22 protein-coding genes are annotated in these 23,624 nt (G+C 67.7%); 6 read left to right on the top strand and 16 right to left on the bottom strand.

All coding sequences use genetic code 11. From position 1 onward, the window contains the following. The first annotated feature begins 161 nt into the window (after positions 1-161). A complete protein-coding gene (locus OG976_RS22945) occupies positions 162-842 on the top strand; it encodes a hypothetical protein (protein WP_328354127.1) in 681 nt (226 codons plus the stop codon). Positions 843-884: 42 nt separating this feature from the next. Here the strand turns inward: OG976_RS22945 and OG976_RS22940 are convergent, their stop codons facing one another. From OG976_RS22940 to OG976_RS22925, 4 genes are all read right to left on the bottom strand, one after another. Next, positions 885-1,754: a hypothetical protein gene (locus OG976_RS22940; RefSeq protein ID WP_328354124.1), complete on the bottom strand. Its 870-nt coding sequence runs from the start codon at positions 1,752-1,754 to the stop codon at positions 885-887. A 580-nt stretch (positions 1,755-2,334) separates the two neighbouring features. Further along, positions 2,335-2,559: a WhiB family transcriptional regulator gene (locus OG976_RS22935; RefSeq protein ID WP_328354121.1), complete on the bottom strand. Its 225-nt coding sequence runs from the start codon at positions 2,557-2,559 to the stop codon at positions 2,335-2,337. A 40-nt stretch (positions 2,560-2,599) separates the two neighbouring features. Continuing rightward, the gene (locus OG976_RS22930; protein ID WP_328354118.1) at positions 2,600-2,812 is read right to left on the bottom strand and encodes a heavy-metal-associated domain-containing protein; all 213 of its coding nucleotides are present in this window, start codon (positions 2,810-2,812) and stop codon (positions 2,600-2,602) included. 6 nt (positions 2,813-2,818) lie between these two features. Continuing rightward, positions 2,819-5,068 carry a heavy metal translocating P-type ATPase gene (locus OG976_RS22925; RefSeq protein ID WP_328354115.1) on the bottom strand — a complete coding sequence of 750 codons (2,250 nt, stop codon included), beginning with the start codon at positions 5,066-5,068 and terminating at the stop codon, positions 2,819-2,821. A gap of 193 nt (positions 5,069-5,261) precedes the next feature. Between OG976_RS22925 and sigC the strand changes: the two genes are divergently transcribed. Continuing rightward, the gene (sigC, locus tag OG976_RS22920) at positions 5,262-5,816 is read left to right on the top strand and encodes an RNA polymerase sigma factor SigC (RefSeq protein WP_328354112.1); all 555 of its coding nucleotides are present in this window, start codon (positions 5,262-5,264) and stop codon (positions 5,814-5,816) included. Positions 5,817-5,854: 38 nt separating this feature from the next. Next, the gene (locus OG976_RS22915) at positions 5,855-6,277 is read left to right on the top strand and encodes a hypothetical protein (protein WP_328354110.1); all 423 of its coding nucleotides are present in this window, start codon (positions 5,855-5,857) and stop codon (positions 6,275-6,277) included. 8 nt (positions 6,278-6,285) lie between these two features. On the opposite strand, the gene OG976_RS22910 is transcribed toward OG976_RS22915, so the two are convergent. The 5 genes from OG976_RS22910 to OG976_RS22890 are packed head-to-tail and all read right to left on the bottom strand — an operon-like array spanning position 6,286 to position 11,282. Continuing rightward, a complete protein-coding gene (locus OG976_RS22910; protein ID WP_328354107.1) occupies positions 6,286-7,020 on the bottom strand; it encodes a FadR/GntR family transcriptional regulator in 735 nt (244 codons plus the stop codon). Positions 7,021-7,028: 8 nt separating this feature from the next. Then, complete coding sequence (locus OG976_RS22905) at positions 7,029-7,802, bottom strand: 3-oxoacyl-ACP reductase (protein ID WP_328354104.1); 774 nt, start codon at positions 7,800-7,802, stop codon at positions 7,029-7,031. Further along, a complete protein-coding gene (locus OG976_RS22900) occupies positions 7,803-9,167 on the bottom strand; it encodes an aldehyde dehydrogenase family protein (RefSeq protein WP_328354101.1) in 1,365 nt (454 codons plus the stop codon). Continuing rightward, the gene (locus tag OG976_RS22895) at positions 9,164-9,913 is read right to left on the bottom strand and encodes a gamma-glutamyl-gamma-aminobutyrate hydrolase family protein (protein WP_328354098.1); all 750 of its coding nucleotides are present in this window, start codon (positions 9,911-9,913) and stop codon (positions 9,164-9,166) included. The genes OG976_RS22900 and OG976_RS22895 overlap by 4 nt, the downstream gene beginning before the upstream one ends. Beyond that, complete coding sequence (locus OG976_RS22890; RefSeq protein WP_328354095.1) at positions 9,900-11,282, bottom strand: glutamine synthetase family protein; 1,383 nt, start codon at positions 11,280-11,282, stop codon at positions 9,900-9,902. The genes OG976_RS22895 and OG976_RS22890 overlap by 14 nt, the downstream gene beginning before the upstream one ends. Before the next feature lie 194 nt (positions 11,283-11,476). Here OG976_RS22890 and OG976_RS22885 point away from each other — a divergent pair, with 194 nt between their 5' ends. After that, complete coding sequence (locus OG976_RS22885; protein ID WP_328354092.1) at positions 11,477-13,048, top strand: amino acid permease; 1,572 nt, start codon at positions 11,477-11,479, stop codon at positions 13,046-13,048. Positions 13,049-13,149: 101 nt separating this feature from the next. Here OG976_RS22885 and OG976_RS22880 read toward each other — a convergent pair whose 3' ends face one another. Together OG976_RS22880 and OG976_RS22875 are read right to left on the bottom strand one after the other, a co-directional pair. Further along, positions 13,150-14,382, bottom strand: coding sequence for a fatty acid desaturase family protein (locus tag OG976_RS22880; RefSeq protein WP_328354089.1), 1,233 nt, complete (start codon positions 14,380-14,382; stop codon positions 13,150-13,152). An 11-nt stretch (positions 14,383-14,393) separates the two neighbouring features. Further along, positions 14,394-15,524 carry a ferredoxin reductase gene (locus tag OG976_RS22875; protein ID WP_328354087.1) on the bottom strand — a complete coding sequence of 377 codons (1,131 nt, stop codon included), beginning with the start codon at positions 15,522-15,524 and terminating at the stop codon, positions 14,394-14,396. 225 nt (positions 15,525-15,749) lie between these two features. On the opposite strand from OG976_RS22875, the gene OG976_RS22870 reads away from it, so the two are divergent. Together OG976_RS22870 and ngg are read left to right on the top strand one after the other, a co-directional pair. Further along, positions 15,750-17,549 (top strand): N-acetylglutaminylglutamine amidotransferase, encoded by a 1,800-nt coding sequence (locus OG976_RS22870; RefSeq protein ID WP_328363903.1) that lies wholly within the window; start codon positions 15,750-15,752, stop codon positions 17,547-17,549. After that, complete coding sequence (ngg, locus tag OG976_RS22865; protein WP_328354084.1) at positions 17,546-19,288, top strand: N-acetylglutaminylglutamine synthetase; 1,743 nt, start codon at positions 17,546-17,548, stop codon at positions 19,286-19,288. Before OG976_RS22870 ends, ngg begins: the two co-directional genes overlap by 4 nt. Before the next feature lie 2 nt (positions 19,289-19,290). Here the strand turns inward: ngg and OG976_RS22860 are convergent, their stop codons facing one another. The 5 genes from OG976_RS22860 to OG976_RS22840 form a co-directional block, all read right to left on the bottom strand. After that, positions 19,291-19,854: an alpha/beta hydrolase gene (locus OG976_RS22860; RefSeq protein ID WP_328354081.1), complete on the bottom strand. Its 564-nt coding sequence runs from the start codon at positions 19,852-19,854 to the stop codon at positions 19,291-19,293. 68 nt (positions 19,855-19,922) lie between these two features. Continuing rightward, positions 19,923-20,588 (bottom strand): hypothetical protein, encoded by a 666-nt coding sequence (locus OG976_RS22855; protein WP_328354079.1) that lies wholly within the window; start codon positions 20,586-20,588, stop codon positions 19,923-19,925. 10 nt (positions 20,589-20,598) lie between these two features. Beyond that, complete coding sequence (locus OG976_RS22850; RefSeq protein WP_328354076.1) at positions 20,599-22,104, bottom strand: cobyric acid synthase; 1,506 nt, start codon at positions 22,102-22,104, stop codon at positions 20,599-20,601. A 25-nt stretch (positions 22,105-22,129) separates the two neighbouring features. Further along, positions 22,130-22,987 (bottom strand): type I methionyl aminopeptidase, encoded by an 858-nt coding sequence (gene map / locus OG976_RS22845; RefSeq protein ID WP_328354073.1) that lies wholly within the window; start codon positions 22,985-22,987, stop codon positions 22,130-22,132. Between the two features lie 9 nt (positions 22,988-22,996). Then, entirely contained in the window at positions 22,997-23,572 is a 576-nt protein-coding gene (locus OG976_RS22840) for a DUF1707 SHOCT-like domain-containing protein (RefSeq protein ID WP_328354070.1), read from the bottom strand. Positions 23,573-23,624 lie beyond the last annotated feature (52 nt).

The following is a 23,624-nucleotide window of genomic DNA, read 5'->3' as shown; positions in this document are numbered from 1 at the left end:
TACGATTGATGCCTCGCTTCTCCTGAAGTGTTGAGCCGCAGAGAGAAGAAGGTTTGTCGTATCGTCGTTCATTGGGCGGACGGTACGCATGAAGGGTGGACACAGGCGGATTCCTTGCCAACGCCGCAAATCTGTCGGGGCCCCGTGCAACGCTTGCGCCTGTGTCACATAACACCGAGCAGCTCCACGTCTTAATCGACCGCTGCGAACAGTTCCGCGATGCCAAGGCGCCAGCGGGCTACCGCGATAGCCTTGCCCTCTGCGTGGTCGATTCCGTGCAGTCCACCGGCGTCACGTACTCCAGCGTGGAGTCGGTCATTACTCGCTACCGGGCCTACCGTAGGGAACAGAGCGGCGACCCGAACACCGACGGCGTGCCCGAACTCCTCACCACGTTCGACGAGCTGATCGGCGCGGGCGGATGGGCGCTAAGGATCGGCAACCGCAACCGCACCTCGACGCACGCCGGCGCCCCACTGAAGTCCGCCGCAATCCGCGCCGCTGCGCTCGCCCTCGCCGCCGAGGAAGTCGACAGCGCCGCCAGTCTGAGGAAAGCAGCCCTGGACACAGAGCGCTTGACGCGTGTGGAGGCGTCGTGGAGAGCCGTTCCCGGTCAACGCTCCGGAATCACATGGCACTACGTGCAGATGCTCGCCGGGATCCCTGGCATCAAGCCGGACCGCATGATCTGCCGTTTCGTCGCAGATGTCTTAGGGATGCCCCGTCGCGCTGTCACGACCGGGTTCGCCCTACAGATCCTGACCGCTACGGCGGTGGAAATGGGCATGTCTCCGACCGACCTCGACCACGGTGTCTGGCAGTGGCAGCGGGCGCGGCGGTAGGCAACTTGTACGTGGTTCTCATGGTGCGACGTGGCCGATACATCAATTAGGGCGAAGCAGTTGGCCGTGGTCGTTGCTGGCGGCACGCAACAAGTCGTCCATCGCTCGCAGCCCGCTCAGCTTGATTGGCGGTAGCCAGGGGGCCTCGTGAGTCCACATCCGCGCGGTGCCGATCTCTGGGATGACAAAGGCGAGCGCGCCGGGGGTTCGGCCGTGTCCGGGTACGGCAATTCTGCTGTGCCTCGTTGGGTCGGCCCCTGGCGGCACAGAAAAGGTGAGGGCGGTGCGGCCATTTTGGTCGTCGACGGTGCCCTGGGTGAGCCAGGGGGCCATGCGCGTTTGGTCGCCGGCGAACCGGAAAGGGTGCAGCCCGTCACCGGTTAAACGGGTGATGTAGCCGCCCACTGTGGCAATGTCGTCGAAGGCGGAGATGGCTTGCATGGCAGCCACGAGCCGGAATTCAGCAGTTGCACTTGGAAGGGCCGAGTGGTGTTGGCTTTGGAACGCGGAGAATGCGGCGGGGTCTCCGATCCATAGACGAGGCAGCGCGCTGCTGTCGTCCACTTGGCCGCGAACGATTCTCCACAGCTTGGGATTTGGGGCGCGCTTGGCGATGAGGAACGACTTGGACACGTTGCGTGAGTCGTGGTCGACGCTGTACCGGCGCAGTGACTCCACAATCTGAGCGAGGCCCTGTCCTCGTAAGCTGGTGACGAACCGCAGGGCGGACTCGGGATTGTCTCCTGCAACAGCAACCGCGATGTCATCGTCGATGATCACGATCTTCAGGCACGGGTGAGTGTAGATGTGCCGCGTAGCGACATCATCAAGCCTGTCGGTCAACTTGGTGTCGGCAAGCAGTGTGACGCGGCCAGCGGCGTCTGAAAGTACCTCGGCGATCGCGAATGTCATGCACGCAAAGGGGTTTCGCGTGCGATCGTCGTCACGCCGTCGCTGCGGCGCTCAATCCGACAGAAGACCCAGGAACGCTGCTCGCGACAACTGCACCGTGTTCTGATGGCGCGGCTGCACCCGCGCAGGAGAGGCATCGTCACCGACCACCTTCCAGATCCGATGTCGCCGACGCGCGGCGGTCACTGCGCCGCCACGGTAGCCAGTCAGAGCGCGGGCCCGAGATCATCGTCAATTGCCTTGTCCTGCTTGGACCTGTGCTGCCCCATGCCAAGAATCATCTCTTGGACTTCTCTCACTCAGGACGGAGAGTATCGATTAAATGCACCTAGATCAATACGAACGAAGCTCTCGAAGGCACGCGTACTTGCGCTCACCTACAAAAGAAGCGCGGACGCCCTGCTCCTAAGTGAAAAAACGACCTACATTTGGCCTTCCGTACGTCCGGTTACGTTCTTTCTGCCGCTGAGGCCAACCGGCTTCTCTTCGGCCTGCGGGCATCGGATCGAGCGAGTTCAGGCCGCGGATTGGCCCCGACGCGCCGTCAAGCCTTCGGCTATGCGATCGCACCAGAAACTCCTCACACGACGGAGGAAGCGCCCACCGCAACGACGACGGCCGAGCTGTCGGCCAACACCGGGCAGCGCTGACAGAGGGTCTTGGCGGCCCGTTCTCGGCCGATGCGCGCGGTGTGGGTCTCGCCGTCCGCGCCGAAGAAGACCGACGAGTCGGCAGCCCGGCACACCCCACGAAGCTGCCAGTCCCACTCGTGGGTTGACGGCCGCGGAAATCGTTGTCGCCTCACGCTTTACATAGTCGTGAGCCGGGCGTGGCCGGTTCCCGGTTCAGCCGACGACGGAGTATTCGCCTTCTTCGTCGAGGGCGGCCTGCACCTGCTCGACGGTCAGATCGGTGTCGGCGCGCACCCGCACCGTCGACGGTTCACCGAGGTCCACCTCGACGGCACTGACATCCGGCAGCGCGCCCAGCGCGGTGCTGACCACGCGGACGCAGCTCTGGCAGTGCAGTCCGTCGACCTTGAAGGTCTGCTCCGGCATGGTGATTCAGCCTTTCCGGTCAGTGCCTGCGAAGTTGCGCAGCCGCAAGCTGTTCGAGACGACGAAGAACGACGAGAACGCCATCGCCGCACCGGCGATCAGCGGGTTGAGCATGCCGGCCGCGGCGATCGGGATGGCGGCCACGTTGTACCCGAATGCCCAGAACAGGTTGACCCGGATGGTGCGCATGGTGGCCCGGGCCAGGTCGAGTGCCTGCGGCACGATGTCGAGATCGTCGCGCACCAGGATGATGTCGGCGGCTCCGATCGCGACGTCGGTACCCCGGCCGATCGCCAGCCCCAGATCCGCCGACGCCAGAGCGGGGCCGTCGTTGATGCCGTCGCCGACCATGGCGACCACCCGGCCGCGGTCGCGCAACTGCTCGATGACATCGACCTTGCCCTCGGGTAGCACCTCGGCGATCACCTCGTCGATACCCACCTGGGCGGCCACCGCACCCGCCGCGCTGGCGTTGTCGCCGGTCAGCAGCACCGTCCGCAGTCCCCTGCTGTGCAGCGCCGCCACGGCGCCCGCCGCCGACTCCTTGACCGCGTCGGCCACTGCGATCGCGCCGCACACCACACCATCAACGGCGACGAAAACGACTGTCTCCCCGCGTGATTCGGCGGCCCGCCAGGCCGATTCCAGCTCCGCACCCAGCGGGGTGTCACCGCGCACCCAGACCGGCCGGCCCACCGTCACCGACGTGCCCGCCACCACACCGGTAACTCCGCGCCCGGCATAGGACCGGAAATCCTCCACCTCACGCCGGTTGGTGACCGCACCCGCAATCGCCACCGCAACCGCGTGTTCGGAGGCGGTCTCGACGGCCGCGGCCAGCCCGAGAACGTCGTCGGCCTGCCAGCCGTCGGCGGCCGTCACGCCGGTGACCGTGAGATGACCGGTGGTCAGGGTCCCCGTCTTGTCGAAGACGACGGTGTCCACGGCACGGATGGCCTCCAGCGCCTGGTAGCCCTTGAGGAAGATGCCCAGTTGAGCGCCGCGCCCCGAGGCCACCATCATCGCGGTCGGGGTGGCCAGGCCCAGTGCGCACGGACAGGCGATCACCAGCACCGCCAGCGCAGCCGAGAACGCCCGGTCCGCGTCGGCGCCGAAGGCCAGCCACACCGCGGCCGTCACTGCCGCGATGACGAACACGACGGGCACGAACACCCCGGCGATCCGGTCGGCGAGCCGTTGCGCGTCGGCCTTCTGCGCCTGGGCCTCCTCGACCAGACGCACCATCCCGGCGAACTGGGTGTCGGCGCCCACGGCGGCCGCCTCGACGATCAGCCGCCCGTCGAGAACCACGGTGCCGCCGACGACGCGGCCCCCGGGATGGGCGCGGGCCGGTTTGGACTCGCCGGTCATCGCGCTCATATCGATCGCCGCGCTGCCCTCGACCACCAGGCCGTCGGCGGCGATCGTCTCGCCGGGGCGCACCACGAAGCGCTGCTGCTCCTTGAGCTCGTCGGCCGGGATCACCATCTCGGTGCCGTCGCCGAGCAGCACCGTCACGTTCTTGGCGCTCAGGGCGGCCAGCGCGCGCAACGCGCCGCCCGCCCGCGACTTGGCCTTGGCCTCGAAGTACCGGCCCGCCAGGATGAACACGGTGACGCCGGCGGCGACCTCGAGATAGATCGCGTCGCTGCGCAGCAGCGCCTGCCAGATTCCGCGGCTCTCGCGGATGCCGTGGCCGAGGAAGATCGTGTACAGCGACCACAGCGTGGCCGCGGTGACGCCGACGGAGATCAGCGTCTCCATCGACGCGGTGCCGTGGCGCGCGTTGCGCAGGGCGACGCGGTGGAACGGCCAGGCCGCCCAGGTGACGATCGGCAGCGCCAGCGCGGTCAGCACCCATCCCCACCCGGTGAACCGGGTGCTGGGGACTACAGCGAACATCACCGACAGATCGGCCAGCGGCACGAACAGCACCGCGGCGACGGCCAGCCGGCGCAACAGGCTCCGCGCGGTCTGGTCGTCGGGGTCGGGCGCCTCGACCGGTGTCGCGCTGCGCGGAGCCGCGTCGTAGCCGGCCTTGCGGACCACCTCACACAGCGTGTCGGTGGGCACCGAGTCGGCGGCGTCGACGGTGGCCACCCGGGTCGCGTAGTTGACGGTCGCGTGCACGCCGTCGACCTTGTTGAGCTTGGTCTCCACCCGCGCCGCGCACGCCGCGCAGGACATTCCCGAGACGTCGAGCTGGACGCGGCGGACGTCGGTGTCGGCAGCGCCGCCGACGACAGATGCCGTCATCGTCCTCCTCGTCGATCGACAGTAATCGGCTCGAGTCGAATAGTCGGATGCCAACCGCACCGAGTTCCCGGAAACAGGAAATCCCTGGTTCTGGGCACATTCGACTCCTCCCAAAGTACTCCGGCGGGGTGTGCGGAAGCTCCTGCGGGGCTGGGGATGTGCCCGCAACCGCGATCCCCTACTCTGACTTCCCGTGAGCGAACGCGACGACGACCAGGTGACCCGGTGGGCACTGGCCGCCGGGCGCGGTGACAACGCCGCGCTGGACGCCTTCATCCGGGCAACCGAACGCGACGTGTGGCGAACCGTCGCCTTCCTGGGCGACCCGGGCAACGCCGACGATCTGACCCAGGAGACGTTCCTGCGTGCCCTGGGATCGCTGCCCCGGTTCTCCGGACGCTCCTCGGCGCGCACCTGGCTGCTGTCGATCGCCCGCCGCGTCGTCGTCGACCAGATCCGGCGCAACCAGGCCCGGCCGCGCAGCACCGGCTACAGCGTCGACCTCGACCAGGTACTCGACACCCGCCGCAGCGCGGCCCGCTTCGAGGACATCATCGAGATCCGGATGTTGCTCGACGGCCTCGACGACGACCGCAGGCACGCGCTGATGCTCACCCAGGTGCTGGGCCTGTCCTACGCCGAGGCAGCCGAGGTGTGTGGCTGCCCGGTGGGCACCATCCGCTCCCGGGTGGCCCGCGCCCGCGACGACCTCATGACCGCGGCCCACCGCGACGACCAGGTGATCTAGGCCGGGAACCAGCGGCCCGCTCGATCCGACTAGTCGAGGTGCCCAGTAGCGATGTCGCAGAGATGCTGCGCGGGATCGAGCGTCAGGTCCTCGACGACGTCTGGATCGATCCGCGGCGCAGAGTCTTCACCGCCGTCGTCATCGCGTGGCTCGCCGCGGCGGCAGCGCTGGGCTGGGCCGACGTGCATGACCGTGCCGCTACTGGCACACCGGGCATCGCCGGCTGCGCCGTCTCGCTGAGCCTGTTTACGGCGACGGCCATGGTGTCATCGATTGCCCTGCTGCGCAGTACTTTCCGCTGGTGCACCCTGGGCGCGGGTGGTGTGGTGGCATCAGACCACCCCGATCGCCCAGGCTCCGGGGCCGCGCCTGTGGATGGCGGCAGGAGTGCTGTGTTCAGTGGTACTGGTGCTGGTGTGGCTGCAGGTGGTCCTGACCCCGCTGGAACGCTCCCAGCCTGATCTTCGGCTCAGTCCAGGAAGCCGTGCAGCAGCGCGGCCGAGCCCGCGACATGGGCCCGCATAGCCGATTCGGCGGCCCCGACATCACCGGCGAGGATCGCGATCACGATCGCCTCGTGCTGTTCGTCGGAGTGAACGATGTTGCGCCGCAACAACGGGATCTGGTCGAGCAGCGCGTTGAGCCGCATCCGGTTCTCGGCCACCATGGGCACCAGCGACGGCGCCCCGGCGGCCTCGGCGATGGCCAGGTGTAGCCGCGAGTCCAGCCTGCGGTAGTCCTCGGGGGTGGCGTCGCGGACGTCGACCAGACGCGACCACAGGCCTTCTCGTTCGGCGGCGGTCAAGGTGCGGGAGGCAGCCATCCGGGCGGCCCCGACCTCCAGGATCTCGCGCAGCCGCATCGCGTCGTCGAGTTCAGCCCGGTTGACGCGCACCGCTTCGTCGGACGGAGCGGGCAACTCCTGGGCCAGGAACGTGCCGCCGTAACGGCCCCGGCGCGACACCAGATACCCGGCGTCGGCCAGCGACTTGATCGCCTCGCGCACCGTGTCGCGGCTGACACCGAGTCTGGCGGCCAGCTCCCGCTCTGGTGGCAGCGAATCCCCCGGCGCGAGCACACCGAGCCGGATGGTCTGCAGCAGTCGGGCGACGGTGTCCTCGAAGGCGTTTCCGGGGCGCACCGGACGCAGCAGTGCCTCGGAAGCCACTGCTGAATCCGGTTCCGGCGCCGCCGCTGCCGACATCGCAGCCTCTACAGCGGAGTCACGTAGTGGCCGCTGATGCCGCCGTCGACCAGGAACGTCGACCCCGTGATGAACGACGAGTCGTCACTGGCCAGGAACGCCACCGCGGCGGCCAGTTCCTCCGGCTCGGCGAACCGGCCCATCGGCACGTGCACCAGCCGGCGCGCCGCCCGCTCGGGATCCTTGGCGAACAACTCCTGCAGCAGCGGGGTGTTGACCGGCCCGGGGCACAGCGCGTTAACCCGAATTCCCTGGCGCGCGTATTGAACTCCGAGCTCGCGCGACATCGCCAGCACGCCGCCCTTGGACGCGGTGTAGGAGATCTGGCTGGTCGCCGACCCCATCACCGCCACGAAGGACGCGGTGTTGATGATCGACCCCTTCTGCGCGGGCACCATGTGCCGCAGTGCCGCCTTGCAGCAGAAGAAGACCGACTTGAGGTTGACGTCCTGAACCCGGTCCCAGGCGTCGATGCCGGTGTTCTCGATGAGGTCGTCGTCGGGCGGGCTGATACCTGCGTTGTTGAAGGCGATGTCGACGCCACCGTGGGTCTCGAAAGCGGTGTCGAACAAGCGATCCACCGCAACCTGATCCGAGACGTCCACCTGAACGAATGTGACGTTCAGGTCGTCGGCAACGGACTTGCCGGTCGTCGGGTCCACGTCACCGATGACGACGATCGCGCCTTCGGCCCGCAGACGTTTGACGGCTGCCAGGCCGATACCGCTCGCGCCGCCCGTGACGACGGCGACCTTGCCGGCCAGACGTTGGGTCAGGTCCATCTAGTTCTCTCCGATCGCAAAGAAGACATTCTTGGTTTCCGTGAAATGCAGGGGTGCATCGGGGCCCAATTCGCGCCCCAGCCCGGACTGCTTGAACCCCCCGAACGGGGTGTTGTACCGCACCGATGAGTGCGAGTTCACGCTGAGGTTGCCTGCCTCCACCGCGCGCGACACCCGCAGCGCCCGAGACAGGTTGTCGGTCCAGATCGAGCCGGACAGACCGTATTCGGTGTCGTTGGCCAGCGCGATGGCGTCGGCCTCGTCCTCGAACGGCAGCACCGTGACGACCGGGCCGAAGATCTCCTCGGTCACGGTGCGGTCGGTGCGCGCCGGGGTGAGCACGGTCGGCGGGAACCAGTACCCGGGGCCACTCGGTGCCGAGCCGCGGAACGCCACCGGGGCGTCGTCGGGCACATAGGCGGCCACCGACTCGAAGTGCTTGCGCGACACCAGCGGACCCATCTCGGTGTCGCGGGCGGCCGGGTCGCCGACGACCAGGCCCTTGACGGCGGGTTCCAGCATCTCCATGAACTTGTCGAACACGCTGCGCTGCACCAGGATCCGGCTGCGCGCGCAGCAGTCCTGGCCGGCGTTATCGAATACCCCGTACGGCGCGGTGGCCGCGGCCTTCTGCAGGTCGCAGTCGTCGAAGACGATGTTGGCGCTCTTGCCGCCGAGCTCGAGCGTCACCCGTTTGACCTGGCTGGCCGCGCCGGCCATCACCTTGGTGCCAACCTCGGTGGAGCCGGTGAAGACGATCTTGCGGATGTCGGGGTGGCTGATGAATCGCTCCCCCACCACCGACCCCTTGCCCGGCAGCACCTGGAACAGGCCCTCGGGCAGTCCGGCCTCGAGTGCGAGTTCGCCGAGGCGAATGGAGGTCAGCGGCGTCCATTCGGCGGGCTTGAGCACCACGGCGTTGCCTGCCGCCAGCGCCGGGGCGAACCCCCACGCTGCGATCGGCATCGGAAAGTTCCACGGGGTGATGACAGCGATGACGCCCATCGGCTCGTTGAACGTGACGTCGAGGCCGCCGGCCACCGGAATCTGCTTGCCGGACAACCGCTCCGGTGTCGCCGAGTAGAACTGCAGCACGTCGCGCACATGGCCGGCCTCCCACTCCGCGGCGCCGATCGGGTGCCCGGAGTTGGCCACCTCGAGGGCGGCGAGTTCGCCGACGTGTGCGTCGACGGCCGCGGCGAAGGACCGCAGCGCGGCAGCGCGCTCGGCGGGCCCCTGTGCCGCCCAGGCCTTCTGCGCGACCTTGGCCCGCGCGACGGCGTCGTCGACACCGGCGACGTCGGTCAGTTCGACGCTGCGCAACACCTGCTCGGTGGCGGGATTGATCAGCTCGGTGGAGGTCACAGGTCAGCCCTTTCGGTCGTATACACCCGCGCGGCGTCCACCAGTCCGGCGAACACCCGCAGGTCGTCCAGCGTCTCTTCGGGATGCCACTGCACCGCGAGAACGAAGTCGTGGCCGGGCATCTCGACCGCCTCGATCACGCCGTCGGTGTCCCGGGCGCTCACCACCAGTCCCTCGCCGAGGCGGTCGATGGCCTGATGGTGATAGCACTGCGCGTCGGAGGTCTCCCCGATCAGCGCGGCGAGCTTACTACCCTCGACGGTGCGCACCGTCGACGTGGAGAACACCGCATTGCCCTGCTGATGGCGGGTATGCCCGAGGAGGTCAGGCAGATGCTGATGCAGCGTGCCGCCGAGGGCGACGTTGAGCACCTGGGCGCCGCGGCAGATGCCGAGCACCGGCATCCGCCGGCGCAGCGCAGCGTCGATCAGCGCGAACTCCCAGGCGTCGCGGTCACGGGCGGGCTCGTCGGTGCTCGGATGCGGGTCGTGGCCGTATGCGCCGGGGTCGACATCTTTGCCACCGGTGATGATCAGGCCGTCGATGCGGTCCAGCACGCGCTGCGCGATCTCGGCGTCGACAGGCTGGGGCGGCAGCAACGCGGCGACACCGCCTGCCAGCGTGACGCCCTCGATGTAGATGCCCGGCAGGAAACTGGCGTGCACATCCCACACGCCGGTCTGCGCCTGTTGGAGATAGGTGGTCAGGCCGACAACGGGACGGGCAATCCCATTAGAGTCGCTCAAAGCCGCGCACCCTCTCCCAGTCGGTCACCGCGGAGTTGAACGCCGCCAGCTCGACGCGGGCGTTGTTGAGGTAGTGCTCGACGACCTCGTCGCCGAATGCCTCGCGCGCCACCGCGGAGCCTTCGAAGAGTTCAGCGGCCTCGGCCAGCGTGGTCGGAAGTTTCTGCGCGCCACTGGTATAGGCGTTGCCCACGCATGCATCCGGCAGTTCCAACCCGTTGTCGATGCCGTACAGACCGCCGGCCACCAGCGCGGCGACGGCCAGGTACTGGTTGACGTCACCACCGGGGGCACGACACTCCATTCGCATGGAATGCCCCTGCCCCACCACCCGCAAGGCGCAGGTGCGGTTGTCCAGGCCCCACGCGATCGCGGTCGGGGCGAAACTGCCCTCGACAAAACGCTTGTAGGAGTTGATGTTCGGCGCGTAGAACAGGGTCAGCTCGCGCAGTGTGGCGATCTGGCCGGCGATGAAGCTGCGGAACATCGCCGACATCCCCAGCGGCTCATCGGAATCGGCGAACACCGGGCTGCCGTCGGCGCCGCGCAGCGAGATGTGGATGTGACAGCTGTTGCCTTCGCGCTCGTCGAACTTGGCCATGAAGGTCAGGGCCTTGCCGTGCTGGTCGGCGATCTCTTTGGCGCCGTTTTTGTAGATGGTGTGGTTGTCACAGGTGACCAGTGCGCTGTCGTAGCGGAACGCGATCTCCTGCTGACCGAAGTTGCACTCCCCCTTGACGCCTTCGCAGTACATGCCCGCACCGTCCATGCCGACGCGGATATCGCGCAGCAGCGGCTCCATCCGGGTGGAGGCGTGGATGGCGTAGTCGACGTTGTAGTCGGTGGACTTCTTCAGTCCGCGGTAGCCGGCGGCCCAGGCGTCGCGGTAGGTGTCGTCGAACACCATGAATTCCAGTTCGGTGCCGACAAAGGCCTCCAGACCGCGCTCGGCCAGCCGGTCGAGCTGGGTGCGCAGGATGCTGCGCGGTGCCGGATGCACCGGCGCGCCACCGACGAACGACAGGTCGGCCATCACCAGTGCGGTCCCCGGCAGCCACGGCAGCAGCCGCAGTGTGTCGAAGTCGGGGCTCATCACCATGTCGCCGTAGCCGGATTCCCAGCTCGACATCGCGTAGCCGTCGACGGTGTTCATGTCGACGTCGACGGCCAGCAGGTAGTTGCAGCATTCGGCGCCGTGGGCGGCGACCTCCTCGACGAACAGTCGGGCCGCCACCCGCTTGCCGGTCAGCCGGCCCTGCATATCGGCGAAGGCAACGATCACGGTGTCGATCTCACCGGCCGCCACCAGCTGATCCAGCTCGGCCGCAGTCAACAGCCCGGACCGACGGGCACCACCACCATGCGTCACGAGCGTCCCTTCATCGCAGGAATGATTCGACGGAAAGTCAACCATTGGAGCCCGCCGCATCGGCGACCTCTGCCTTCAGATTTACATGACTGTCACTCCAAAGGTAGGACACCAGACCAATAGCACTCTATTCTGCCCAATTAGAGCGCGCCGGTCGACGCCTCCCTGCCACCACGCCCAGAAGGAGAAGCGCTGTGCCAGAGGGTCACGAAATACTCGACGAGGACGAACGACACCTCGCCAGCCTTGGTTACTCCCAGGAACTGCATCGCTCCTGGTCCGGATTTTCCAACTTCGCCATCTCGTTCTCGATCATCTCGATCCTGGCGGGCTGCTTCACCTCGTTCGGCCTCGGCTGGAACAACGGCGGTCCGGCGGCCATCGCCTGGGGCTGGCCGATCATCTCGGTCTTCATCCTGTTCATCGGGTTGTGTATGTCCGAGCTGGTGTCTGCGTTCCCGACCTCCGGCGGAATCTATTGGTGGGCAGCCAAACTCGGCGGCCCCAAGGCCGGGTACTACACCGGCTGGCTGAACCTGGTCGGTCTGATCGCCATCCTGGCCTCGGTGGCCTACGGGTCGGCGACCTTCCTGGACCTCACGCTGGGCACGTTCAGCGAAACCTGGCTTGCCGGCTACAGCCTGCAGCGCACCTTCATCATCTTCCTGGTGATCCTGGTGGCCGTCGCCGTCATCAACATCTTCTCCAGCCACCTGCTGGCGGTCATCAACAACATCTCGGTGTGGTGGCATGTCATCGGTGCGGCCGCCGTCATCGTGATCCTGTGGGCGATCCCCGAGCAGCACGCCAGCTTCTCCACGGTGTTCGCCACCACGGTCAACAACACCGGCTTCTTCGGCGGATCGAACGCCGGCTTCGGCTTCCTGCTGTTCGTCCTGCCGATGTCGGCGATCCTGACCCAGTACACGATCACCGGCTATGACGCCTCGGCGCACCTGTCCGAGGAGACCAAGAGCGCGGCCGACGGTGCCGCCAAGGGAATCTGGCGGTCGATCTTCTACTCGGCGATCGGCGGCTGGATCCTGCTGCTGACCTTCCTGTTCGCCGTGCAGGATGTCGACGGCGTGACGAAGGGCGGCGGTGCTGTCGCGACGATCTTCGCCCAGGCGATGGACTCCAAGTGGGTGGCGGTGGTGCTGTTGATCTCGACGGCCGGCCAGCTGTTCTGCACCACCGCGTGCCAGACCAGTTCCTCGCGCATGCTGTTCGCCTTCAGCCGCGACCGCGCGGTGCCCGGCCACCAGCTGTGGTCGAAGGTCAACGCCAAGCGGGTGCCGGCCAACGCCGTCATCGTCACCGCGGCGATCGCGGCGATCATCACCCTGCCCGCGCTGGTCGAGGTGGACATCAACGGCGCTCCGGTGCCGATCGCGTTCTTCGCGGTCGTCTCCATCGGCGTGGTGGGTCTGTACCTGTGCTTCGCGGTGCCGATCTACTACCGCTGGAAGGCCGGCGATTCGTTCCCGCTGGGCAAGTGGAACCTGCGCGGCCACCACAAGTGGATGGCGCCGTTGGCACTGATCGAGATCGTCGTCACCTCGATCATCGCGATGTTCCCCACCTCAATCGGCGGAGCGCCGTGGGACCCCAGCTTCGAATGGAAGTTCGTCAACTACACCCCGCTGTTGGTCGGCGGCGTACTGATCCTGCTGTGGATCTACTGGCACGCCTCGGTGAAGAACTGGTTCACCGGACCGATCAAGCAGGTGGATATCACCGGCGAGGAACTGGAGGGGGTTTCCTAGAACAAGGAGACGTCATTTCCAGGCCCGCCGTGAGGCGGGCCCCGCGCCCCTCGTGCCACCAGGCCGAGGGGCGCGGTTTATGTCGGGCAGCCACGCCGGGCCTAGGCCATCGCTCCGGTCTCGATCTCGCGGATCGCGGTGCGCAGGCCGCGTCGCCTGCCGGTCGCGGCGTCGACTCCGAAGCTCTCCCGCATCCCGGCCCGGATCCGGAACTTGAGTTCGGAATTCGTCTCGGGGGCGTCGTCGGAGGTGGCCTTGAGCAGCTTGTCCGGCAGCGCAAGCTTGGCGATGGTCCAGAACGACTGCAGATACTGGCGGCCCAAAGAGCCAGTCGTGTACGGCAGGTCGTACTTGTCACACAGGGCCCGTACGCGTTCGCTGATCTCGGCGTAACGGTTGCTGGGCAGGTCGGGGAACAGGTGGTGCTCGATCTGGTAGCACAGGTTACCGCTCATGAACGCCATCACCGGGCCGGCATGAAAGTTGGCTGAGGCCAACATCTGTCGCAGGTACCACTCCGCCTGGGACTCGTTCTCGAACTCCTGTCGGGTGAACTTCTCCGCACCGTCGGGGAAGTGACCGCAGAAGATCACCATGTAGGACCAGTAGTTGCGGATCAGGTTCGCAACCGCATTGGCGCGCAGCGTGTGCTTCCAGTTGCGCCGCGTCAGCGCCGGGAACACCAGGTAGTCCTTGCCGACCTGCTTGCCGACCTTCTTGCCGATGATGCGCAGATCCTTGCGGACCTCGGCCAACGACTTCTCACCCTTGCGGTACTTGGTGGTCTCCAATCCGTGCGCGGCCACCCCCCACTCGAACAGCGTGCCGAGCAGCAGGTTGTAGACGGGGTTGCCGATCATCCAGCGTTCCCAGTGCTGATCGCGGGTCAACCGCATGATGCCGTAGCCGATGTCGTCGTCGAGGCCGACGACGTTGGTGTACTTGTGGTGGATGAAGTTGTGCGACTTCTTCCAGTGCACGCTGGGCGAGGTGGTGTCCCATTCCCATTCGGTGGAGTGGATCTCGGGGTCGTTCATCCAATCCCACTGCCCGTGAATGATGTTGTGTCCCAGTTCCATGTTCTCGATGATCTTGGCTGTCGCCAGCATCGCCGTCCCGATTCCCCACGCCAGCTTCTTGTGGCTGGCGAACAGGACGGCTCTGCCGCCGGCCGCCAGCGCCCGCTGCAACTGGATGGACCGGCGGATGTAGCGGGCGTCGCGCTCACCCCGGGATTCCTCGATGTCGGTCCGGATGGCATCCAGCTCGCGTGCGAGCGACTCGACGTCGTCCGGCGTCAGGTGTGCGTACTGCTTGATGTCGGTGATGGCCACGACGTCTCCCCTCAGATTTTCAGCGTGCAGTCGCCGGACGCGGTCGACACGCAGGTGTTGATGCGATCCCCCGCCCCGTGCTCGGCACCGGAGCGGAAGTCCCGGACATGTCCGTCCTCCAGTGGCAGCACGCAGGTTTGGCAAATGCCCATCCGGCAGCCGAACGGCATCTGGATGCCGACCTTTTCGCCGGCTTCCAAAAGTGATGTGGCGCCGTCGATCTCGATGCTCTTGTCGGAGATGGCGAAGGTGACGGTCCCGCCTTCCCCACCCTTGTCGGTACGGGCGATGGTGAAGCGCTCCACGTGCAGTTCGTCGGAGCGGCCGGCGCCGTCCCAGACGGCCTGCACCGCATCGAGCATGGCGGCGGGTCCGCACGCCCACGTCGGCCGCTCCGACCAGTCCGGCACCAGCTCGTCGAGGTGGCCGAAGTCGAGTTTGCCGTCCTGCCGGGTGAGTTGAAGGTGCAGGCGGTAGCCGGCCTGCGCGGCCTCCAGTTCGCGCAACTCGTCGTGGAAGATGACCGCGTCGGCTGACGGCGCGGAGTGCAGGTGCACGATGTCGGCGCTCTGCCCGCGAGCGGTCAGCGAGCGCAGCATCGCCATCAGCGGCGTGATACCGCTGCCGGCGCTGACGAACAGGATCTTGCCCGGTGGCGGATCGGGCAGCGCGAAGCCGCCCCGCGGGGCGGCAAGCCGAACGACCGTGCCGGGCTTGACCCCGTTGACCAGATGCGTGGACAGGAAGCCCTCGGGCGTGGCCTTCACGGTGATGGTGATGTTCTTGTCCCGGCGCCGGGGAATCGAGGTCAGCGAGTACGACCGCCAGTGCCATCTGCCCTCGAGCCGCAACCCGATCCCGACGTACTGTCCGGGGCGGTAGTCACCGGAGAACCCCCAGCCCGGTTTGATGGTGACGGTGGCCGAGTCGGCCGTCTCGGGGCGGACGTCGACGATCTGGCCGCGAAGCTCCCGCGCCGTCCACAACGGATTGACCAGTTTGAGGTAGTCGTCGGGCAGCAGCGGTGTGGTGGCCCGTGCCGCGAGACCGCGCAGCACGTTGACCTTCGGAGTGGTCGCGGTGTCGACGTGTCTCGCCGGCTTGATACTCCAGCGCGCGATATCGCGCAGCGTCGGAGTCATCGCTCAACTGCCACAACGCGCGCTGCCGCCATGGCCGGGGTGATACCCCGGGGTGAGCGGCCTCACACCGGCACGGGCGTCAACCCGGTGTTTCCCGTGCGAAATCAACAAGGACAGCGCGCCGAACTGGCCTTTCACCGGTATGACCGCCCGGCTCGGATTGAGAACGGCCCTGCGCGGGTACAGATCACGGGCACACAAGCGACAGACGGGATGACCGCAACGATGTGTGGAGCGACGGGCGAGGTCCGGCTCGACAACCAGGCACCTGACGTGGCGGCGGTGACCGCGATGGCCGAGACGATGGCGCGCCGCGGACCCGACGGGGCGGGGGTGTGGTCGGCGGGCAGAGTGGCCTTCGCGCACCGCAGGCTCAAGATCATCGACCTGTCGGAGGCCGGCGCCCAGCCCATGGTCGACGCCGAGTTGGGCCTGACGATCTGCTGGAACGGCTGCATCTACAACTACGAAGCGCTGCGCGACGAACTCGCCGGACACGGATACCGGTTCTTCTCGCACAGCGACACCGAGGTGCTGCTCAAGGCCTACCACCACTGGGGTGATCGGTTCGTCGAGCGGCTGCACGGGATGTTCGCCTTCGCGATCGCCGAACGCGACAGCGGCCGGGTCCTGCTGGGCCGCGATCGGCTGGGCATCAAACCGCTGTACGTCAGCAGCGACTCCCATCGCATCCGCTTCGCGTCGTCACTTCCCGCACTGCTGGCCGGCGGCGGCGTCGACACCCGCATCGACCCCGTCGCGCTGCACCACTACCTGAGCTTCCACTCGGTGGTGCCGGCACCGCACACCATCCTGCGCGGGGTCCGCAAACTCGCGCCCGGCACCGTACTGGCCCTCGAACCCGACGGCACCCAGACCACGACCACTTACTGGAGCCCCGACTTCACCCGCCGCGCCGATCGTGCCGACTGGTCCGAACAGGATTGGCAGGACGCTGTTCTCGGCGCTTTGCGCACGGCCGTGAAGCGACGACTGGTCGCCGATGTGCCCGTCGGGTGCCTGCTGTCCGGCGGAGTGGACTCCAGCCTGATCGTCGGTCTGCTCTCCGAGGCGGGCCAGCGCGGACTGTCGACGTTCTCCATCGGCTTCGAGTCGGTCGGCGGCGTCAAGGGCGACGAGTTCGCCTACTCAGACATCGTCGCGCAAGCATTCGGCACCGATCACCACCAGATCCGCATCGACACCGCACGCATGCTGCCCGCCCTCGACGGGGCGATCGGGGCCATGAGCGAACCGATGGTCAGCCACGACTGTGTGGCGTTTTACCTTCTGAGCCAAGAGGTTTCCCGCCACGTCAAGGTGGTGCAGTCCGGCCAGGGCGCCGACGAGGTGTTCGCCGGTTACCACTGGTATCCCCCGATGGGCCATGCCGATGCCGCCAGCGTGGCGGGTTCGGTGGACCGCTACCGCGCGGCGTTCTTCGACCGCGACCACGGCGGTGTCAATGCCCTGCTGTCCGAGGAACTCGCCTACGACGACAGCCTGGATTTCGTCAGCGCGCACTTCGCCCGGACCGGCGCGCAGACCGGCGTGGACCGCGCACTGCGGCTGGACACCACCGTGATGCTGGTCGACGATCCGGTCAAGCGGGTCGACAACATGACGATGGCGTGGGGGCTGGAGGGCCGGGTGCCGTTCCTCGACCACGAACTCGTCGAGCTCGCGGCCAGCTGCCCGCCCGAACTGAAGACCGCCCACGGCGGCAAGGGGGTACTGAAAGAGGCTGCCCGTCAGGTGATTCCGGCCGCGGTGATCGACCGGCCGAAGGGCTACTTCCCGGTGCCGGCCCTGACCCACCTGGAGGGGCCCTACCTCGACCTTGTCCGCGACGCCCTCTACGCACCGCAGGCCAAGGAACGCGGGCTGTTCCGGCCGGAATCCGTCGAACGGCTGCTCGCCGACCCGAACGCCACCCTGACGCCGCTGCGCGGCAACGAACTGTGGCAGATCGGCCTGCTGGAACTGTGGTTGCAGAACCACGGGATCACCGGAGCCGCGGCATGATCCACACAGAAGCCATCACGCTGGGCCTGCACGGCGCCTCCCCGCCCGATCTCGTCGACGCGATGGACGATGACGTCGTGCTCGAACTCGGTTGGGGCCGTTTGATTTTCGGGCAGACATTCAGCGACCCCGACAAGCTTGCCGGTGTGCTGCAGCAGGAGGAGCAGGGTCGTCGCGACATCTGCATCTACGCGCGGGAATCCCATGTGCTGGTGGCCAAGTCACCGGCCGAACTGTTCATCGACCCCAGCCACACCTACCGGCGCCGCTTCACCGACGACGACCCCGCACCCCAGCAGCCGATCGGCTTCTCGGTTCGGGCCGTGCGTGACAGGACCGAAGCCGACGCCATGAATCGGGTGTACGTGCGCTGCGGGATGGTGCCCGCCCCAACCGATCTGATCTGGAACAACCACCTGCACGCCGATGCCGTCGAGTACCTCGTCGCGGTCCGCGACGACGACGGATCGGTGGTCGGCACGGTGACCGGCGTGGACCATCGCCGGCTGTTCAACGACCCCGAGGACGGTGCCAGCCTGTGGACGCTGGCCGTCGATCCCACCGCCAGCCTGCCGGGCATCGGCGCCGCGCTCACCGAGACACTGGCCGCCATCTACCGCGGCCGCGGCCGCGCCTACCTGGACCTGTCGGTGGCCTACGACAACGACGCCGCGATCGGGCTCTACGAGAAGCTGGGTTTCCAGCGGGTGCCCGTGCTGGCCGTTAAGCGCAAGAACGCGATCAACGAGCCGTTGTTCACACCGGCCTCGGAAACCGTCGACGACCTCAACCCGTATGCCCGCATCATCGCCGACGAGGCGATGCGACGCGGCATACATATCGAGGTACTCGACGCCGAAACCGGTGAGATGCGGCTGTCACACGGCGGTCGAAGCGTCATCACCCGAGAGTCGTTGAGCGAGTACACCTCTGCGGTGGCGATGAGCCGCTGCGACGACAAGCGGCTGACCCGTCGCATCGTCTCAGAGGCCGGCATCGTCGTCCCCACCGGCCGCCTGGCGACGTTCGACGCCGACGACCACGCGTTCCTCGCCGAGGTCGGTGACGTCGTGGTCAAGCCGACCCGCGGCGAGCAGGGAAAGGGCATCACGGTCGGGGTGGACAGCCCCGAAGCGCTGGACGCCGCGCTGGCCCGGGCCCGCGAACACCACCCCGAAGTACTGATCGAGCAGCGCGCCCAGGGCGACGACCTGCGGCTGGTGGTCATCGACGGCAAGGTCGTCGCCGCCGCAGTGCGCAAACCCGCCGAGGTGGTGGGCACCGGACGGCACACCGTGCAGGACCTGATCGAAACCCAGAGCCGGCGCCGTGCCGCCGCCACCGGCGGCGAATCGCACATCCCGCTGGACGCGGTCACCGAGGCGACCGTGGCCGAGGCCGGCTGGCGGCTGTCCGACGTGCTGCCCGAAGGCGAGCGACTGCGGGTGCGCCGGGCGGCCAACCTGCATCAGGGCGGCACCATCCACGACGTGACGGCCGTGGTGCATCCGGAGTTGCGCAAGGTGGGCGTCGCCGCCGCGCAGGCCATCGGCATCCCTGTCACCGGCATCGATCTGCTGGTCGCCGACGTGACGCGCGACGACTATGTGTTCATCGAGGCCAATGAACGGCCCGGCCTGGCCAACCACCAGCCGCAGCCCACTGCCGCGGCGTTCGTCGACTTTCTGTTCCCCGGCAATCCCGGGCTACCACAACCCTGGACGCCCGACGGGGCATGAGGTCACCAGGTGCTGGTGCGCAGAACGATCTCGGCGGCCAGTTGCGCGGTGGACTCGGCGGCGTTGCGCCGTCCGGCGAACTCCACCACCCGGTAGTCGCTGTAGACATAGCGCTGACTGGTCTTGGCCAGTGCGCGGGCAGCCGGGCTGCTGACCAGAGCGGTGGTGTTGATCTCGACCGGCGGGCAGTCCTCGTCACGGATGACGCCATGCTGATCGGGCACCCGGGGGTGGCCGCGGTCGATCACGATCAGGCCGGTGAAGCGGTCCAGGCGGGTCGCCGCCAGTTCCCAGGCCAGTTCGGCTCCGGCACGATCGCCGACGAGCACCCCCCAGCGCACATCGAGGGTGTCCAGCAGGCCTGTCACAGCTTTGGGGTGCAGCCGCGGGTCGTGGCCGATGACGACGGTGCGCACCGATGCCGTGTGCAGCCGATGACACACCGCGTCGTACGCCGCGGGCGCATGCTGGGCCGCGCCCAGCACGACCACGTACGGGCCCTTCTCCGGGCCTGACACGCTGACCTGCACGGGGAACCCGTCGACAGTCACCATCGTCGAAGGCATTTCGCCACGCTACTCCGAAAGCGGATTGCGGCGGGCCATTTCGCGAAGCTTACTCAGCTGGTCCTCAGCTACGTCCTCAGCTTGGCGGCCTGCTTGCCGAACACGTCCAAGAATGTCTGTGGCAGTGACGCTTTGGCGGTGACACCGCGATTCGATGTGGGAAATGCGCTGCCGAACACGGCCAGGTTGCCGACGTTCTGGAATGCCATGTACACGCTGTTGGACGCACCGCCGAGCTGCATTGTCTGCTGGTAGGCCAGCGCACCGCTGGGCGCGCCGCCGAGCTCGGTGGTGGTGATGGGGATACCCGCCGAGGCGGTGTCGAAGAGAGCCTCGAACGACGCGCAGCGCTCGGCGGCCGCCCGCAACCTGTCGAGATCCAGATTCCACGACACCACCGTCATCACCATGCGCGCGCCGTCGTAGGTCGCCGCGTATTTGACGGCGCTGCCCGGTCCGCGCTCGGCCGATTGGGCGATCACATTGGTCAGCGCGTTGGCGCAGCCTTCCGGCCGCGACATCATCGACGGCGGGCCGCCAGCACCGTCGGGCTGGCCGGGAGAGTCGATGATGCGGTCGTACTGGACTCCGGGCGGAAAGTCTTCGGCGCCCAGCGCGACCCTGTCCAGCGTGGCACCCGGCCACGTCGGGGTGCCCGTGACCGTCGATCCGCATCCGGCGGCGGCGAGGACGGTTGCCGCGAGTATCGCGATCACCACTCCCCTATGGGCCATGCTGACCAGGCTACCGACGCAGCGCCGTGGTGATGGTGGGCCGCGCGGGAGCCCCGCCGTCGATCAGGGCCAGCAGGGCCTCGATGTCGAGGTGGTCGGCCAGCAGGTCGGCCATGACGTCGAGCTGGGCGTCGCGGCGGCCGGACACACTGACATCGTCGGCCACCACGAATCCGTGCCGGCCCGCCGCGGCGGCGGCCGCGCGCAGCCAGCCCCGGCGCAGGTCGTCGTTGTCCAGCAGGCCGTGCCAATGGGTGCCGTATACCGGGCCGCGGACGTAGCCGTGGGCCGTGCCGTCGACGTCGAACCAGGTGTCCTCGGCGCAGCGGGTGAGCCGGCCGTGGTGGATCTCGTACCCGGACAGCGGCGCCTCCCAGCGGGACAGCACCTTCTCGGCGGCGAACTCGATGTACGCGTCGAGCAGTCCGAGTCCGGGCACCTCGCCGCTGCGCGTCTCGACGGTGTCGACGATGCGGCGGCAGAGCATCTGGAACCCGCCGCAGATCCCCAGCACCGCCCGCCCCGAACGGGCGTGCGCCTCGATCGCCTCGGCCAGTCCGCGCTCGCGCAGCCACTGCAGATCGGCGACGGTGGCCTTGCTGCCGGGGACGACGACGACGTCGGCGTCGGCCACCTCGGCGGGGTCGGTGACCCAGCGGACCAGCACCCCGGGTTCGCAGGCCAGTGCCTCGACGTCGGTGGAGTTGGAGATCCGCGGCAACCGGATCGCGGCCACCCGCAGCCACTGCTGCCCGCGGGGGGGCGACGGTGTGCCGATCACCTGGCGGGCCACCACCGACACCGAGTCCTCGGCATCCAGCCACAGGTCCTCGCAGTAGGGCACCACCCCGTAGGTGGGGCGGCCGGACAGCGTCGCGAGCTGATCGAGTCCGGGGGCCAGCAGTGCCGGGTCGCCGCGGAACTTGTTGACGATGAAGCCCGCGATGAGCGCCTGGTCTTCGGGCGCGAGCACGGCGACCGTGCCGAACAGGTGGGCCAGCAGACCGCCCCGGTCGATGTCGCCGACCACGACGACCGGCAGATCGGCCGCGCGGGCCAATCCCATATTCGCCAGATCCGTTGCCCGCAAATTGATCTCAGCCGGCGATCCGGCACCCTCGCACAGCACGACGTCGAATTCGGCTCGCAGCCCGGCCAGTTCGTCGGCCACCACACCCGCCAGCAGGTCGCGGTGCTCGATGTAGTCGACGGCGCTGACCTGCCCGACCGGCCGGCCGCGCACCACCAGCTGCGAGGTGCGGTCGCTGCCGGGTTTGAGCAGGACCGGGTTGAAGCGAATGCTGGGGGGCAGTCCCGCGGCCCGGGCCTGCACACCTTGTGCCCGGCCGATCTCACCGCCGTCGACCGTGACCACCGAATTGTTGCTCATGTTCTGCGCCTTGAACGGCGCCACCCGGACGCCCTTGCGCGCCAGGAAACGGCACAGGCCGGCGACCACCATCGACTTGCCGGCATCGGAGGTGGTACCGGCGATCAGCAGCGCGCCGCCACTCACGGGTGCGCCAGCTCGCGGGGAAGGATCACACCTGGGTCAGGATCTCGGCACCGTCGTCGGTGACCACCAGGGTGTGCTCGAACTGCGCCGTCCACTTGCGGTCCCGGGTGGCCACCGTCCAGCCGTCGTCCCAGATCTCGTAGTCCAGCGCACCGAGGTTGATCATCGGCTCGATGGTGAACGTCATCCCCGGCTCGAGAACGGTTTCCACGCTGGGCTGGTCGTAGTGCAGCACCACCAGGCCGTTGTGGAACGTGGTGCCGATACCGTGCCCGGTGAAATCGCGAACCACGTTGTAGCCGAAGCGGTTTGCGTACGCCTCGATGACCCGGCCGACCGCGGACAGGGCCCGGCCGGGCTTGACGGCCTTGATGGCGCGCATCGTGGCCTCGTGGGTGCGCTCGACGAGCAGGCGATGCTCCTCGGCGACGTCGCCGGCCAGGAAGGTGGCGTTGGTGTCGCCGTGCACTCCGTTGATGTAGGCGGTGACGTCGATGTTGACGATGTCACCGTCCTCGACGACGGTCGAGTCTGGGATGCCGTGGCAGATGATCTCGTTGAGCGAGGTGCAGCACGACTTCGGGAAGCCCTTGTAGCCCAGCGTCGACGGGTAGGCACCGTGGTCGACCATGTATTCGTGGGCGATGCGGTCCAGTTCATCGGTGGTCACCCCGGGGGCCACCGCCTTACCGGCCTCGGCGAGCGCACCGGCGGCGATGCGGCCGGCGATGCGCATCTTCTCGATCACTTCGGGGGTCTGCACCCACGGCTCGGAGCCCTCGCGGACAGTCGGCTTCCAGGCGTATTCGGGACGCTCGATCGACTTGGGTACCGGCAGGGTCGGCGAGACCACTCCGGCACGAAGAGCGCTGCGTACGGTCATGATCAAAGCCTAGCGGCGACGCAGCAGTGGGCGCTTGGGGCCGCGCACGTTGACCATGCCCATCACCACCCGGCCGGTGAGCACCACGTGCGGGCTGCCCTCGGCGGGCGCATCCTTGCGGCGGTCGCGGGCACTGCCGCCGTAGACCGTGACGTCGTCGATGGAGGCGCTGGCACCCTCGGGCAGCCGCAGGTCCAGCGAGCCGCGCACCAAGTCCAGTTCGATCACCACGACGGGTCCGGCGAAGCGGGCGTTGGTCAGATCGAGTTCGACCGAACCCACCCGGCGCACCAAGGCCAGCCGGGTCGGTACCGTCCACTCCCCCTGCCTCTTGAGCGAGCCGAGCCAGCCGCGCAGTTCCACCCGGTCGGCGGCCGAGGTGACGATGGCCCCCGGCCCGGGCAGGTCGTCGACCAGGATGTCGAGTTCGGTGCGCATGCGGGCCGACGAAACCTGGGCGGAGCGCTCCTCGAACTCGCCGATGTCGATCAGCCCGAGGGCGACGGCGTTGTGCAGCCGCCGCAGAGTCCCATTGCGGTCGGCGTCGGAGACCCGCATCGCGGGCGTGTTGTCGATTCCGGTCATGACCTGTCCACGGTACCTGCGCAGCGCCGCACCCGATGGGCCTGCACTAACC

Origin of the sequence: Mycobacterium sp. NBC_00419 (genome assembly GCF_036023875.1) — a bacterium.
GTDB lineage: Bacteria > Actinomycetota > Actinomycetes > Mycobacteriales > Mycobacteriaceae > Mycobacterium.
This window is presented reverse-complemented; position numbering and strand designations above follow the sequence as displayed.